The sequence below is a fragment of the Desulfovibrio sp. 3_1_syn3 genome, from assembly GCF_000145315.2.
Lineage (GTDB): Bacteria > Desulfobacterota > Desulfovibrionia > Desulfovibrionales > Desulfovibrionaceae > Desulfovibrio > Desulfovibrio fairfieldensis.
In genome coordinates, this window is sequence record NZ_ADDR02000001.1 from 2324027 (window position 1) to 2338273 (window position 14247).

Here is a 14247-nt window from a genome sequence, read left to right on the forward strand (position 1 = left end):
ATTCATAAAAATACTAATAAAATAAAGAGATAAGAAAAACAAAGAACGGACAGGTGCGGACAGATGCAGCTTCTCGACCTCTATCAATCCCGTTTTGGCGCGGCAGTGAAGCGCCAGGGCAACGGCTGGAACGGCCCCTGCCCGCTGTGCGGCGGGGAGCCGGGCAAGTCCGACCGTTTCATGGTCTGGCCGGATCGCTCTGAAAGCCTGGGCGAAACCTGCGCATCTCACAACATCACGGGCATCTGGTCTTGCCGCCGATGCGGTGCCAGCGGCGACACCATAGCGTACCTCATGAAAATCGACGGACTCGACTTCAAGGCCGCGCTGGCGGAACTCGGCATCGAGGGGGGACGCCCCGTTCATCGCCGCCGTCGGGCCCCGGCGGAGCCTCACCGTGTTGACGCCGCTTCGGCATGGACTCCGCGCGAATGGCCGGAGCCTTCGGACGTGTGGTGCGCCTACGCAGCCAAGCTGCTGTCCGAGGCGGAAGAACGAATTTGGAAACAGCCCGCCGCCTTGAACTGGCTGGCGGCGCGCGGCATCGACGAGGAGGCCGTCCGGGCCTACCGCATCGGCTATCTGCCCGCCGAGGGCACGCGATATCCCGGACGCTACCGCGCCCGCTCCGCCCTGGGGCTGGCCCCCCGTACCGACGACGACGGCAGAGAGCACACTAAGCTCTTCATCCCGCGCGGCATCGTCATCCCGACCGTCGCCGCCAATGGGCGCGTGCTGAACCTGCGCTTCCGGCGGCACAAGGAAGACCTGGCTCCACGCGCTGCGAAGTACATGGAACTGGAAGGCTCCTGCAAAGCGCCGCTGTTCCTGCGCTCCTCGCGGCCCGCCCCGATGTCCGCCTACTTTGTGACCGAGGCCGAGCTGGACGCCATGCTCATCCACCACGCCACGGGCGGCGTCATCGGCGCGATGGCTGTACGCACCAACCGCGGCAAGCCGGACATGGCCTCCCATGCCCGGCTCCGCGAGGCTGTGCGCGTCTGCATCGCCCTAGACTACGACGAACCCGGCGCCGACGGTGTGGATTTTTGGGAGCGGACCTATCCCGCTTCCCTGCGCTGGCCCACCCCGGAGGGGAAAGACCCCGGCGAGGCCTACGGCATGGGCGTGGACATCCGCGAATGGGTGGCTGCGGCCCTGCCGTCAACCATCGCCATTCCGGAGACGGCACTCTGCGGAGGCAGCATATCACACTGTTGTATATCCACGCAAGATAATGGAGAAAATGGACAATTGGACACTTTGCCGTCTGGTCCGTTGGATGTGGGGGGCGGGGCGGAGCCCAAAACGGCTTCTCCCGAAAAAGGAAGCGGCCCTGCGGGCCTTTCTGCGCAGATGCGTGCCAGGGAGGCAATGGGCACGCCCCCTCCGGCCTGGGCCTGGGCCACGGAAGACGCTTTCACAGCAGACGAACTGTGCAGGCTGCGGGCCGCGTTGCCGTCCTGTCTGCCTCTTGACCTTGTGCCGGTGGACGTGGCCCGCGCCTATCTGCTGTGGCGGGGCGCACCCGTCACCTTCACCAAATTCCGCGACGAACACGGCGACAGCACAGGTTTTTCGTGGGACCGCGATTACACATGGTGCCGCAAAAACGCCGAGCGCTTTGAGGTGTTCTGGCGGTTCCAAAACACTTCGTCTGTGCTCTGGCAGTGGATGTCCGACCATGCGGAGATGAAAATCACCTCTGAAAACCTTTTGCACATCTGGGGTAACGAATGAGCGAAGACATTTTTTTACAACGCAACGAAGAATTGGCGGCCCTCAGCCGGGAAATGTTTGGTGAGGGGATGTGCCTCATGGTGGTGGCCCCGGCGTCCCTGACACTCCTGAAAGACAACGCCCGCTTCTTCAAACGCGAGACGTTCCGCCAGCTCCGGGACAACATCGCGGCGGACAAACGCCTGTCCAGCGTGCCCCTGTGCTACCGCCACGACGACGGCAGACTGGAAGTGCTCTCCGGCAACCACAGGGTCAAGGCCAGCATTGAGGCGGGCATCCCGCACATCCTTGTGCTGGCCATCACCGAGGAACTGGACAAGAGCCGACGCATCGCCATTCAGCTCTCCCACAACGCTCTGGTGGGCGAGGATGACCAGAGCATTCTGGCCAACTTGTGGGCGCAAATCGAGTCCGTACAGGACAAGCTGTACAGCGGCCTGGACAGTGAGGAAATCAAAGAACTCGGCGATGTGGAGCTGGTCAACTTCTCCACGCCCCAGGTGCCGGCGCACATGGTCACGTTCATGTTCACCGACGGCGAACGCGACCAGCTTTCGGAAATTCTCGACCTCTTGGCCGATGCCGCCAAGCGGGCCTCGGCGGTCCACGTCTGCCCGGCAGAGCAGTATGAGGCTTTTACCCGGATTATCGCGGATGTGAAGAACGCCGAAAAAATCCGCGACAGCTCCTTGGCTATGACCCGCCTGATGGAGATTGCCGCGGACTATCTCGAAAAGCAGGCCGCCGAAACGCCGAAGGAGGCCGCGCAATGAGTTTTCTCGGTTCCATAGCCGGGCCGTTGCGCAAGGTGTTGGCCGCGTATGCCGATGAAATCAGCGTGCCGGTGCTGCTGCCCTGTGCGGGCAATTTTACCGTGGGCGCGGCGCTCCGCTCCGGCGGCTATCAGGGCCGGATCTCCGGCTGCGACATCACGCTCTACACGTCGGCCCTGGGCGCATATCTGGCCGGAAACACGCTCCCGGTCGCCGAGCGCGAGGATTGTCCGGAGCATCTGCGCGGCTTGCTGGACTTCTCGGACCCCGCGCATCTCGCGGCCTCGGTATCCATCATGCTGGACCTGCGGCAGATCTGGAAAAATCAGAATGTCTGGCATCGGCGAATGCTGGCGAACTACCGGCGCAACTGGCCGCAGCTCATGGAAAAGACGCTGGCGAAGCTGGAAGCGTACCGCGCTCACCTGAACCGGGGCGATGGCTTCGCCTACGTCCCCCAGGACGCCGCCGCCTTTTTGAGCGAGCACGACCCGGACCATGCTGTCTTCATCGTGCCGCCGACCTTCGGCTCCCGCGACTATATCAATCAGGAGCGGGTGCTGGCGGCTTCGGCACAGTGGTCCACTCCAGAGTACACGGAAATCAGCTTCAAAGACGTGCCCATCTACCAGCAAATCACGTCTTTCCGCGAGTGGATGATCATCATGGAGCGCCCCTTGCCGGAGGTCGAAAAGCTCCTCGGCGAGCCTGTGGCCGTGGTCCACAAGGGGCGCAAGAGCATCACTTACGCCTATGCCGGTCACAGCAAGCGGCGCGTGGTCACACGTGGCTATCTGACCTCCCGCAGTCCAGGCCCCATCTTCCCGGGCGACCGGTTTCTCACCGGCCGGGAAACGCCCGGTATCATCCTCATGGACAAAAAGCAGACCGTGCGGATGAACGAACTCTTCATGTCCGCACGCGTCGATTACTTTCTCGCCGACGTGGCCCTGTCCCTGGCCCTCTGCCTGGACAAAAAAATTATCGGCAAGCTCGACTTCAACCTGACCAAATACGCCTGGGCGCTGCCGGAGCCCGGCCATCAGATTTACCAGCGGTCGGACCTGGCTGTGCCGAGTGTGGAGCCGCGCCTTGCCAAGCTGGTGCTCATGCTGTGCCAGAGCCATGAGGTCAAGCAGCTCATCGACGCCACGTTCAAGGATGATGTCCGCTACGCCGTGACCACGGCCTTTTCCCACCATCCCGTGAGCATGAAGTACCGAGGCGTCTACAAGCTGCACAAACGACTGGAAGACCCGGATTCAGGCGGCTACCGTCTCAATTATTACGGTGAGTTAGGGCTATGGAGCCTTGCGGACGGCTATGCCGCATGGCTGAAAAAATTTCATAACTAGGCGTTTTTACAGCATTTTTTACTGTACGCGGGAGGTTTTTATGGTATTGTTTTCTTATGCGAAATCAACAACTTACATCAAGAAAGAGAACCGCCATGAAAACCTCTCGCCGTACCTTTCTGGCTCGCATCATGAACGACGCCTGGGCGTTGGCCCGGCAGGGCGCCGCAAAGTTCGGCGGCAGCGTGAAGCTGTACTTCGCCATCGCACTGCGTCTCATCTGGCGGGACAGCCGACCCCGCACGCTCTGGCACAAGGGGCTCGGCAATCAGTTCGTGCTGCCGGGTCTGTCCGACATCAGGCAGGCTGGCAGCAAGGGGCAGTTTTTGCTGCCCGGCATGTCGGACAAATAAAGAAGGGCGGCAATGCCACTTGCCGCCCCCCAAAGGAAAAAAGACAGCGGCGGAGCTAACCGACCACCATCATGCAAAAGGAAGGTTGGCTCCGCAGACCCCAAAAGTCAAGGAGCCAGCCGTGGACATCGACAAAAAGACGCTACGCGCCATCAAAAAGGAGTGCCGGGAAATGGCCCGTGAAATGACCCGCGAACACTACAAGCTCTATGACGACATCTGGTGGGACCGGATCAAAATCGACTCGGCGCTGTATGACCACGGCAAGGAAACCATCAGGGAAATCAATCAGCGTATGCCGAACTTGCTGACGCACGATCCGAACATCAGCCCGTTGGACATCGTGTCCGAGCGGTACGGTTTCGAGAGCACGTCGGACCTCGTGGATTTCCTGCTGGCCTACACCCCGCGCGGCCCTGTCGAGGAACGCTTTTATGAACAGCTTCTTGCGGAGCATATGGGAGATGAGACATCCGCGAAGCAAACCGAAGTGGACGAAGTGCCATTCTGAGGAGAATGAAATGATTCAGACATCCTTTTTCAGCAGCAAGGCCCCGCGCGACCGTAAGGTGAGCATCGCCAAATGGCCTCCGCGCTACTGGCAGGGGCCGCGCGCGCCCATGCTCGCGCCGACGAATCCCAAGGCTGACAATTGGGCGGAAGCGTACCGCCGGGATTTGAATTCTCGTTTTCCCAACGCCACGGCTTTGCATGTGTACTTGAAAAAAATTGAGGCAGAGACGCCCGACCCCATACTGTGCTGCTTTGAACAGAACCCGGATGAATGTCACCGCCGAGTGTTGGCGGCATTCATCAAGGAGGAATTGGGTTGGGACGTACCCGAATGGAGTATTGCCAAGCCTGAACAGGCGTCGCTGCTCTAAAAACGGGTGGAGGCGACAGACTGGGGGGTCTGTCACCTCCTGGACTTGGAGGGGATGAGGCCCACCAAGCGCCATTTGTGAGCCTATCCCCTCCGTTTTTGAAAATCAACGGAGGGAGCCATGAGCGAGAGCCGTGGCCGGGATTGAACCCCGCGTTCCAACGACGGACGCGGGTTTGCCGGAGAGAACATGCCGGAGAAAAACGTGGAGGAATTGCTTGCCAAAAGCGCCAGCACGGACGTGCAGGTGCTCTTGACCGCCAAGGAAAACGCCAAGCGCGCAGCCCTGGACGATCCTTCACAGGCGAACCTTGCCGCGTTGGACCGCGCCTCCAGAATGCTGGAGAGCGCAATGCAGGCAACAACGAATCTCAAGGACTGGCGGGCCGTACTGGCCTATGTGAACGAAAACGGGCGCAAGCTCGGCAAAACAAAGTTGTACAGCGACATCGGCCTGGGCCGCCTGAAAAAACAGCCCGACGGCACGTTCAAACAACGGGACGTGGACCGCTACATGGCCAGCCTGCCGATGTCCGGCACGCCCGACGCCGTGGCGGAAAAAGCCGCCGACCGCCAGCGCCGCAAGGAAGAGGCGGACATCCGCAAGGCCGTGGCGGCTGCGGAGCGGGAAGAGTTCGACCTGGCGGTGAAGAAAGGCAAATTCGTGCCCAAGGAACAGGTCCATCTGGAACTGGCGGCGCGCGCCGTGGCCCTGGCCTCGAATATTAAGACGGCCTTTGAGGCGCGAAATCTCGACCTTGTGGCCACGGTGGACGGCAATCCCCGGAAAGGGGCGGCGCTGATCGAAGCCCTGGAAGGCATCTTTGACGAAGCCTTCAATGAATATAGCCGGGAAATGGAATTTGAAGTGACGTTTGATGCCGCAGCCGAAGAGGAACAGGGGGAGGAACAGTGAGCACACAAAAAAGAAGCTGTTTCAAATGGTATCCCAGGCTTTTTACCGCGGACATGATTCGCGCCCTGCTGGACGGTAGAAAAACAGCTACCCGTTGGCCTCTTCGTAAACAACCGGTCGGGGAGATCACATATCAGGGCGAATATGCGTGGGAGGACGCGACAGGCGCGGTATTTCATGCTCCGGTGCGCCCTGGTGATGTCCTCTGGGCGAGAGAGACATGGGTAGAGCTTCTGGCAGTGTCCCCGTCTACCGACGACCCCATGCCTGTAGGTCCAGGAGAGCAGCTTATTGAGCCGCCCACTTTCTATAAGGATAAAAAAGGGAACAAGCGGTGGAACTATGACGGGACTGTCATTGCATACCGTGCGAACAGTAACGTGGAGTTTTGTGACGGAGACGGATTTTCGGGAGAAATGGCGGACAAGGGTGACATACCCCACTGGCGAGCTTCCATTCACATGCCCAGAAAATACGCTCGCCTGTTCGGGCGTGTGACTGATGTGAAGATGGTTAGAGTTCAGGACATTTCCGAGGCGGAGGCCAAGGCCGAGGGCAGTATGCCGGAATTTGATATGGACGCGGCTGATTTCATCAACGGAGCGCACTGCTCTTCAAGCACATACATTTTGGGATTCAAGCATATCTGGCAACAACTGTATGATAGTGGCCCCCATGCATGGAGCGTCAACCCCTATGTCTGGGCGGCTGATTTTTGTCTTATTCCCAAGCCTGAGGATGAATGACGCATGGGGGAGGATAGATGACCCAAACCGGCCAGCTTGAACTGTGCCATGTGCCCAAGTCCGAGCCGGTGCGGCGCGTGACGCTCCAAACGTCCGTGCCGCGCTGGCTCTCGCCCGTGGTCGCCGCCGAGGTCGCGGCCCATGCGGCGGCGGGCGGCCCGGCTATTCATTTTCGTTTTTCCAAGGGCGAACGCAAAATCATGCGCCGCCGTAAGCCGATCCCCGTGAGCCAGTGGGCCGAACGCCACCGCATCGTGGAGATGTCCAGCATCCCCGGCAAGTGGAAAAATCTGTTCACTCCGTATCTCGTGGGCATCATGGACGCCGCCGGTACGCCAGGCGTGGAAACGGTCATCATCTGCAAAAGCCCGCAGACCGGCGGCTCCGAGGCAGGACACAACCTTGTGGGCTGGTGCATCGACCGCAGCCCCGGCCCGGTGATGTACGTCTTCCCGGACGAAATCACGGCCAGGGAAAACGCTAAAGACCGCATCATCCCCATGATTACCGGCTCTTCACGTCTGCGTGAATATATGACGGGCGTTGGCGACGACGCCAGCAGCCTGCGCGTCAACCTCGCGCACATGCCCATCTATCTCGGCTGGTCCGGTTCCGTCTCACGCCTGGGCAACAAGCCCATCCGTACGCTTATCCTCGACGAATTGGACAAGTACAAGAACCCCAAAAACGAGGCCACGTCCGAGGTACTGGCCGAAAAGCGCACAACCACCTGGCGCACCCGTCGCCACATCCTCAAAATCAGCACGCCCACCACGGAGGACGGCCCCATCTGGACGGCTCTCATGCAGGAAGCCGGGGCGCGTTTTGATTTTTGGGTACGCTGTCCCCATTGCGGCATTGCCCAGCTCATGCAGTTCGACCGCATTGACTGGCCGGGTAAGGACACGGACAAGGAGCCGTCGGCGGAGGACGTGCTTACCCGGCGAGCGGCCTATTATCCGTGTGAGCACTGCGGCGCGGTATGGGATGACGGCGACCGGGACCGCGCAGTGCGCAAGGGCGAGTGGCGCGAGCGTTCCAGCGGCCTGGACCTTGCCGCCCACCTCGCCGCGCACCGGCCCGTGAAGGTCGGCTTCCATATCCCGGCCTGGCTTTCTTATTTCGTCAGCCTGTCGGAAGTAGCCTCCGCAGCCCTCAAATATAAGCAGTCCGGCAAGCTGGACGACTTGAAGAACCTCCAAAACCAGTACAAAGCCGAACCGTGGCGGGAGGAACACGTCGTCCGCTCCGAGGATGCCATCCTGGCCCTCTGCGATGACCGTCCGCGCGGCGCCGTGCCTGGGCCAGTGGCTGGTCAGGAACGTGTCGCCTGTCTGCTGGCCGGAGTGGATACGCAGAAAAGCCACTTCCGCTATATCATCCGCGCCTTCGGTTATGGCGACACAGAAGAAAGCTGGCTCATTCAGTGCGGCGTCGCGCCGTCGTTCTCGGCCCTCAACGATATTCTGTGGGGCTCCGAATACGAGACGCCCGAAGGGCTGAAATATAAGGTCCGGGCCTGCATGATCGACGCGATGGGCGGGCGCACCAAAGAAGTTTACTCCTGGGCCATCCGGCACCGGGGGCGGGTATTTCCCTGGCAGGGGGTGCGCTCGCTTTCGCAGCCGTACACCCCCGCCCCGCAGGAATATTTCCCGGACGCCAAGGGCAATAAGGTGAAAATCCCCGGCGGCCTGAACCTGTGGCGTTGCGACACCACGTTTTTCAAGTCCGATCTGTCCCATAAACTGAGCATTGCCCCGGACGATCCCGGCGCGTTCCACCTACACTCGAACATCGACGGCATGTTGGAACAGTATGCCCGCGAGATGTGCGCCGAAGTCTGGGACGATGAAAAACAGGCGTGGGAAAACCCCCATGACAAAGACAACCACTTTTGGGACTGCGAAACCATGACTCTGGCCCTGGCCTTCATTCTCAATATCCGCCACCGCCCAAGGCCGGACGACAACGCAAAACCTCCCCGACGCCCGCAGCCTAGGCCCGGTGGCGCGTCCATCGCCGAGCGTCTGGCCCACATAAGGAGATAGCCGTGTCTGTGGAAGACAAGGGGCGCAAGCTCAACTGGAAACAGGCAAGCCGTATCCTTGGATGCGGCAAAACTCACTTTTATGATTTGGTCAATTCCGGGCAGCTCACCGCCTACCGCTCCGGCGAGGGTAAGCGCGGCATGTGGGTGTGGGAGGCAGACTGCCGTGCTCTGGTCAAGCCCATCGCCGAGACTGGCCCGGACGAGACGAACGAAAAAAAATGAGCCGCAATCCAATTTTTAGTTCGTATAGTCCGTATAGTTCGTATGTTCCGTGCCATGCAATTCGGGCCATGCTAATTGCGAGGCATGGCCTCCATCTGGACACGCGAAGAACTCCTCTCCCTGCTTGCCGACTGGAAGGCCGCCTACCGGGCGGCCTCCACCGGCAAATCTTACACTATCGACGGACGCGCGCTCACCCGCTATGAGCTGCCTGAAATTCGCCAGCAACTGACCTACCTGGAAAATGAACTTGCCGCTCTCGACGGTACGCGCGGCCCCAAGCGTATTGTCATGAGGGTGCGGCGATGAACTTCTTTCCCGCCCTCAAACAGATTTTTCTCGGCAGGCGTCCCCCTGTTGTCTCTCGTGACGCCGGTTCCCATCGCGGCACCATCGCTACCTGGCGCGTGCCCCGCGTCTACAGCCAAGCCGGGGAAACGGCGGAACGCAGGCTGACTCAAGGCCGCGCCGCCGATCTTTATGTCAACGATTGGGCGGCCCGCTCGGTAGTCAACACCATCTCCACCAACGCGGTGGGCACGGGCCTTATGCCGCAGGCCCGGCTTCCCTGGCGGCGCCTCGGCATCACCAAACACCAAGCCCGCGAACTGGAATCCACTATGGAATGGCTATGGGCTGAATGGTGCCTTCACTGCCATACCAAGGGAACAATGCAGTTCGGCGACCTGCAACTGTCGGGTTTCCGTTCAGTACTGCGCGCCGGTGAGATGGTCCACGTTCCGGTAATGCTGCCTCTGACCCCGACTCGACGTTTCGGGCTCGCCATTCAGGACGTTTCCCCCAGCCGTCTTTGCACTCCCGTGGACAAGGCCACAGATCTGCGCATCCGCGACGGCGTGGAACTGTCCGTGGCAGGCAGCCGGGAAGGCTACTGGCTCGCCACGCCGCGCCCCTCCATCACCCCGATGGATATGTCCGCCCTGACTTCGGCGGACTTCACGCGCATTCCCGCCCGCATCGGCTACCGTCCCGGCATCTTCCACCTCTTTTTCAACGAGGATGAAGAGCAGGTCCGGGGTGTTTCCATTCTGTCGCCGGGGATCAAACTGTTCCGACATCTCGCGGACGCCATCACCCACGAGCTGTTCGGCCAGGTCGCCAACGCCAGCATGCCGATGGTGGTGGAAACCGGAACGGAAAACGTGACGCTGCCTTCGTGGGCGATGGAGGAAACCCGCCCCACGGAGGGCGGCGGCGAGGAGAAGGTCTACTACGAAAACGTGGATGCCGGGACGCTGCTCTATCTGAACAAGAACGAGCATCTCAAGGCCGTGGAGTCCTCGCGTCCTTCTCCGAATTTCCTGGCCTTCTGCGAGCTGGTTCTCCGCGCCCTCTCCGCTTCGGCGGACATGCCCTACGAAGCGGTGATGAAGGACTTTTCCAAGACCAATTACTCCTCGGCCCGCGCCGCGCTGCTGGAGGCATGGCGCGTGTACCTCATGTATCGCTCCTGGTTCGCGCGCGGCTACTGCCAGCCCGTCTATGAAATGGTGATGGAGGAAGCCTTTCTGCGCGGCTATCTGACGCTGCCCGCCGGAGCGCCGGACTGGTATGACGCCCTGGCCCTGTGGACCAACGCCACATGGATCGGTCCGGCTCGCGGCTATGTGGACCCAACCAAGGAGACAAAGGCCAACATCGACGCCAACGCCGCCGGACTCAAGACGCGCAAGGAAATTCTCGCCGAGCAGGGGTTGGACTTCGAGGAGGTCATGGACGACCTGGAAGAAGAGGCCGCCCGCATGGCCGAATACAACAAGCTGATGGGCGGACAAGCCCCGTCTTCCGTCTCTGAACAACGCTCGACGGAAGACGAATCCTCCGCGACCGACGCCCCGTCGCAGCCAAAGACGGATAACAAGGAGGACGGCCATGCCCCCGTTTGAAAATTTATGGGCTGTGGCCCATGAAGCCATCCCGGCCCTGTTCAGCGCGTGGAGTGCCGAACACAACGGCGCTGCGTTTGAACGCGCGGGCATAGGCGGCGCCCTGACCTCCGACGCCGCCTATGCCCTGGCGGGGAATGTGGCCGTGGTCCGGGTGCGCGGCCCCTTGGACCGGGAAACCGCCGTTTCAGGGTGGACCGGTAAACGGTTGTCCACCGGATACGGGGACATCCGTAGCGCCATGGAAACCGCAGCAGCCGATCCGTCGGCCACGGCGCTGCTCCTGGCTCTGGACTCGCCGGGCGGCGCGGTGGGCGGCTGTAAGGAACTGGCCGACGCCATCGCCGCCGTGGCCGCGCGCAAACCGGTGGCCGCCTATGCCGACGGCCTGTGCGCGTCCGCCGCGTACTGGCTGGCCTCGGCCACGGGCCGAGTGTTCGCCCCGGTCACGGCGCAGGTGGGCTCCATCGGCGTGGTGATGATTCATGCCGACTTTTCCCACCTGAACGAAAAAATGGGCGTCTCCTACAGTTACATCACCGGCGGCGAATGGAAAGCCGTGGGTAATAAAAACGCTCCGCTTAGTCCCGAATCCCGCGCCTATCTCCAGCAACGCGTCAACGCCCTGCATTCCATCTTCCGGGCCGACGTGGCCCGCAACATGGGGCTGGACCCGTCCGCCGACGCCTGCGCCTGGGGGGACGGTCAGATTTTTCTCGCCCAGGAGGCCCAACGCCTCGGCCTCGTGTCGGCCATTGTGACCGGCATGGAAGAGGCAATCCATATTCTCGCACAGGAGACGCACATGGATAAAAAAACGCTCGCCGCCCAACACCCCGAACTGCTGGCGCAGATCGAGGCGGAGGCGAAAGAGTCCGCAGCCAAAGAGGCGGCGGCTCTTCAACAGCAGGCAGTGGCCAAGGCCCAGGCCGACACTCTGGCCCTGGTCAGAACTCTGGTCGGAGAAGACGCCGAAGCCAAAATCGAAAGCGTGCTCAAGGCCGGGGTCAATCCGGACCAGCTCGCGGCCCTGGCTCCGCTGTTCGCCGCGCAGAACACCGCGCAACCGGACAAAGGACAATCCTCGAACACGGAAGCGTCCACCCGCGCGGCCCTACTTGCCGCGCTCACCGCCGCGACGCCTCCCCCTCTGCCCGACGCGGGGGGGAAGACGACGGACAAAAGTGAAGGCCGCGCGGCGGTGGACCGCATGAGCCGCATGGAGGCATGACATGGAAACCATTGCCCAAACCAGTTCCCGCGCCTTTTTGCGGGAGCACCCCGTCATCACGCAGCGCGTGCTTCTGCATTCCACGGGCAAGGAGGAAACGCTGTTGGCCGGTTCAGTCATCGGCACCACCTCGGAGGTGAAAGGCGAAGCGCCGGAGGGCGGCGAGGCCCCCGTCGTCATGGAAGCCGGAAAGCATCTCCTGTTCGGGGCCAGTTCAGACATGACGCCGGTGGGCATCCTCCATGGCGACGTGACCGTCCCGGCCACGGGCGACGCCTGGGGCGTCTGTTATGTCCACTGCGCGGCGCTGGCCGAAGAACTCATCTGGGCGGACGGCATATCCGCCGAAACCCAAGCAACCGCCATCGCCGCCCTGCGTGGCCTGGGCGTCTACGTGGAGTAAACCCATGCCCTTTGACTATTTTGACCATCGCATCCTCACGGGCGTCATCAACAAACGCCCGCCGAAGTACAGCCTGATCACCGATCTGTTTTTCAAGCCGCGCCCTCCGCAGCCCACGGACAAGCTCGAACTGCACATCAAGAGCCGAGGCCGGAACCTGCTGCCCTTCGTCCGCGAAGAGGAACCCGGCAAGGTCATCAAAAGCGGCAGCGCCGAAGTTGTGATTGTGAAGGCCCCGCGCATCCGGGTGAAGACACCGTATCAGGCCGTCGAAGTGCTGAAAAATCCGGCGGGCTACAACCCGTATGAAATCGCCGCCGACCCCGTGGAACGCGCCATCGTCGAAGACCTGGACTATCTGCGCGAAGACGTGGACCTGACCATCGAATGGATGGCCGCGCAGATTGCTACCAAGGGCGCGTTCACGGTCAGCGACAAAATCGAAGGCAAGCTCAAGCCCATTTACACGGTGGATAATCGGATGCCTGCCAGCCATAAGCTCACTTTGGACGCCGAGAAAAAATGGTCCGCCGACGGCTCCAAGATTATGGAACTCGTGGAAGAGTGGTCCACCATGATTCAGGATGAATGCGGCTCCGCCCCTTCCGAGCTGGTGCTCGGCAAGAACGTGTGGGGGCATTTTTTCCGCCATGCGGATGTGAAGACCTACCTCGACAACCGGCGCATCGAAATGGGCGGCCTCCAGCCCAAGGTCTGCAAAATGTTCAAGGGCGTGTGGAACGGCCTGAACGTATGGGTCTACACCGGCAACGTCACCGGATACGGCGGTAAAACGGAATACCTGTTGGACCCGGACAGCATCCTGCTCGGCGCGCGCGACACCGAATCCGTCATTGAATACGGCCTGCCGCTGGACCGCAAGTGCAAGGGCGCAACATCTTTCTTCGCCAAAACGTATGATGAGGAAGATCCCTCGGCCACCTGGCTGCTGGTGGAATCCCGGCCCATGCCTTGGGCCAAGCGCCCCGGCGCGTTCCTCTGCGCCAAGGTTCTGTAGGAGGAGCGTCATGGCTGACTTCCTTATTTCCTACGCGCCGCTCAAAGCCTTCGAGGGCGGCTGGTGCAACGTCAAAGGCGACGCGGGCGGCGAGACATATGCGGGCATCGCCAGAAACTTTTTTTCGAGCTGGTCCGGTTGGACGGTCATCGACGCGGCCAAACAGCACAGCAGTTTCCGGGCCGGTTCTCGCGCCTTTTCCGCCCACCTCGCCACGCTTCCCGGCCTCGCCGACATGGTGACGGATTGGTACCGCGTCGAGTGGTGGGACCGGATGCAGCTCGGCCAGTTCCCCCAGATCGTCGCCGATGAGCTGTTCGAGCAGGCCGTGAACCTGGGTCGGGGCGGCTCCGGGCGCTACGTGCAACGCCTGTGCAACAGCTTCAACTGGCGCAAGGGGCCGCGCGGCGAGGAGCGGATTTTCGCGGACCTCACCGAAGACGGCTGCCTCGGCCCGAAGTCCCTCGCCGCGATGGCGACCCTGCTTGCCGGGCGCGTCACCGCGGCGGTTTTCGTCCACGCGCTCAACGGACTCCAGCTCGCGCATTACGTCGGCCTGGGCGCCAAAAACTTCGACAATCGCAAGTTCATGGACGGCTGGCTGACCCGCACCTATTGCCCCGCTGAATCCCACTAACGGAGATTTC

At 61.4% G+C, this 14247-nt stretch carries 16 protein-coding genes; all 16 read left to right on the forward strand.

The window, feature by feature from the left end:
* Nucleotides 1–63: 63 nt before the first annotated feature.
* The 16 genes from HMPREF0326_RS09765 to HMPREF0326_RS09840 all read left to right on the forward strand — a co-directional run bounded on the left by HMPREF0326_RS09765 (nucleotide 64) and on the right by HMPREF0326_RS09840 (nucleotide 14237).
* Nucleotides 64–1740 (forward strand): hypothetical protein, encoded by a 1677-nt coding sequence (locus tag HMPREF0326_RS09765; RefSeq protein WP_008684157.1) that lies wholly within the window; start codon nucleotides 64–66, stop codon nucleotides 1738–1740.
* Nucleotides 1737–2513, forward strand: coding sequence for a ParB N-terminal domain-containing protein (locus HMPREF0326_RS09770; protein ID WP_008684156.1), 777 nt, complete (start codon nucleotides 1737–1739; stop codon nucleotides 2511–2513). Before HMPREF0326_RS09765 ends, HMPREF0326_RS09770 begins: the two co-directional genes overlap by 4 nt.
* The gene (locus HMPREF0326_RS09775; RefSeq protein ID WP_008684155.1) at nucleotides 2510–3868 is read left to right on the forward strand and encodes a putative antirestriction adenine methyltransferase; all 1359 of its coding nucleotides are present in this window, start codon (nucleotides 2510–2512) and stop codon (nucleotides 3866–3868) included. The genes HMPREF0326_RS09770 and HMPREF0326_RS09775 overlap by 4 nt, the downstream gene beginning before the upstream one ends.
* Before the next feature lie 95 nt (nucleotides 3869–3963).
* The gene (locus HMPREF0326_RS09780) at nucleotides 3964–4221 is read left to right on the forward strand and encodes an alanyl-tRNA synthetase (RefSeq protein WP_008684153.1); all 258 of its coding nucleotides are present in this window, start codon (nucleotides 3964–3966) and stop codon (nucleotides 4219–4221) included.
* A gap of 121 nt (nucleotides 4222–4342) precedes the next feature.
* Nucleotides 4343–4732 (forward strand): hypothetical protein, encoded by a 390-nt coding sequence (locus tag HMPREF0326_RS09785; protein WP_020990478.1) that lies wholly within the window; start codon nucleotides 4343–4345, stop codon nucleotides 4730–4732.
* 10 nt (nucleotides 4733–4742) lie between these two features.
* On the forward strand, nucleotides 4743–5105 hold the full coding sequence (locus HMPREF0326_RS09790) for a DUF488 family protein, N3 subclade (RefSeq protein WP_008684151.1): 363 nt from the start codon (nucleotides 4743–4745) through the stop codon (nucleotides 5103–5105).
* Nucleotides 5106–5294: 189 nt separating this feature from the next.
* A complete protein-coding gene (locus HMPREF0326_RS09795) occupies nucleotides 5295–6020 on the forward strand; it encodes a hypothetical protein (RefSeq protein WP_008684149.1) in 726 nt (241 codons plus the stop codon).
* Complete coding sequence (locus HMPREF0326_RS09800) at nucleotides 6017–6766, forward strand: hypothetical protein (RefSeq protein WP_008684147.1); 750 nt, start codon at nucleotides 6017–6019, stop codon at nucleotides 6764–6766. Before HMPREF0326_RS09795 ends, HMPREF0326_RS09800 begins: the two co-directional genes overlap by 4 nt.
* 17 nt (nucleotides 6767–6783) lie before the next feature.
* The gene (locus HMPREF0326_RS09805; RefSeq protein ID WP_008684145.1) at nucleotides 6784–8817 is read left to right on the forward strand and encodes a terminase gpA endonuclease subunit; all 2034 of its coding nucleotides are present in this window, start codon (nucleotides 6784–6786) and stop codon (nucleotides 8815–8817) included.
* 2 nt (nucleotides 8818–8819) lie between these two features.
* A complete protein-coding gene (locus HMPREF0326_RS09810) occupies nucleotides 8820–9041 on the forward strand; it encodes a helix-turn-helix domain-containing protein (RefSeq protein WP_008684143.1) in 222 nt (73 codons plus the stop codon).
* Between the two features lie 84 nt (nucleotides 9042–9125).
* Entirely contained in the window at nucleotides 9126–9350 is a 225-nt protein-coding gene (locus tag HMPREF0326_RS09815; protein WP_008684141.1) for a DUF6148 family protein, read from the forward strand.
* Nucleotides 9347–10948, forward strand: a complete 1602-nt coding sequence (locus tag HMPREF0326_RS09820; RefSeq protein WP_008684140.1) for a phage portal protein — start codon at nucleotides 9347–9349, stop codon at nucleotides 10946–10948. The genes HMPREF0326_RS09815 and HMPREF0326_RS09820 overlap by 4 nt, the downstream gene beginning before the upstream one ends.
* Nucleotides 10935–12179 (forward strand): S49 family peptidase, encoded by a 1245-nt coding sequence (locus HMPREF0326_RS09825; protein ID WP_020990479.1) that lies wholly within the window; start codon nucleotides 10935–10937, stop codon nucleotides 12177–12179. Before HMPREF0326_RS09820 ends, HMPREF0326_RS09825 begins: the two co-directional genes overlap by 14 nt.
* Nucleotide 12180: 1 nt before the next feature.
* A complete protein-coding gene (locus tag HMPREF0326_RS09830) occupies nucleotides 12181–12582 on the forward strand; it encodes a hypothetical protein (protein WP_008684137.1) in 402 nt (133 codons plus the stop codon).
* A 4-nt stretch (nucleotides 12583–12586) separates the two neighbouring features.
* On the forward strand, nucleotides 12587–13600 hold the full coding sequence (locus HMPREF0326_RS09835) for a major capsid protein (protein ID WP_008684134.1): 1014 nt from the start codon (nucleotides 12587–12589) through the stop codon (nucleotides 13598–13600).
* A 10-nt stretch (nucleotides 13601–13610) separates the two neighbouring features.
* Nucleotides 13611–14237, forward strand: a complete 627-nt coding sequence (locus HMPREF0326_RS09840) for a glycosyl hydrolase 108 family protein (protein WP_008684133.1) — start codon at nucleotides 13611–13613, stop codon at nucleotides 14235–14237.
* The last annotated feature ends 10 nt before the right edge of the window (nucleotides 14238–14247 follow it).

Coding starts and splice junctions, on each gene's coding strand:
- HMPREF0326_RS09765 (WP_008684157.1), top strand. CDS start 64: ATGCAGCTTCTCGACCTCTATCAATCCCGTTTTGGCGCGGCAGTGAAG.
- HMPREF0326_RS09770 (WP_008684156.1), top strand. CDS start 1,737: ATGAGCGAAGACATTTTTTTACAACGCAACGAAGAATTGGCGGCCCTC.
- HMPREF0326_RS09775 (WP_008684155.1), top strand. CDS start 2,510: ATGAGTTTTCTCGGTTCCATAGCCGGGCCGTTGCGCAAGGTGTTGGCC.
- HMPREF0326_RS09780 (WP_008684153.1), top strand. CDS start 3,964: ATGAAAACCTCTCGCCGTACCTTTCTGGCTCGCATCATGAACGACGCC.
- HMPREF0326_RS09790 (WP_008684151.1), top strand. CDS start 4,743: ATGATTCAGACATCCTTTTTCAGCAGCAAGGCCCCGCGCGACCGTAAG.
- HMPREF0326_RS09795 (WP_008684149.1), top strand. CDS start 5,295: ATGCCGGAGAAAAACGTGGAGGAATTGCTTGCCAAAAGCGCCAGCACG.
- HMPREF0326_RS09805 (WP_008684145.1), top strand. CDS start 6,784: ATGACCCAAACCGGCCAGCTTGAACTGTGCCATGTGCCCAAGTCCGAG.
- HMPREF0326_RS09815 (WP_008684141.1), top strand. CDS start 9,126: ATGGCCTCCATCTGGACACGCGAAGAACTCCTCTCCCTGCTTGCCGAC.
- HMPREF0326_RS09820 (WP_008684140.1), top strand. CDS start 9,347: ATGAACTTCTTTCCCGCCCTCAAACAGATTTTTCTCGGCAGGCGTCCC.
- HMPREF0326_RS09825 (WP_020990479.1), top strand. CDS start 10,935: ATGCCCCCGTTTGAAAATTTATGGGCTGTGGCCCATGAAGCCATCCCG.
- HMPREF0326_RS09830 (WP_008684137.1), top strand. CDS start 12,181: ATGGAAACCATTGCCCAAACCAGTTCCCGCGCCTTTTTGCGGGAGCAC.
- HMPREF0326_RS09835 (WP_008684134.1), top strand. CDS start 12,587: ATGCCCTTTGACTATTTTGACCATCGCATCCTCACGGGCGTCATCAAC.
- HMPREF0326_RS09840 (WP_008684133.1), top strand. CDS start 13,611: ATGGCTGACTTCCTTATTTCCTACGCGCCGCTCAAAGCCTTCGAGGGC.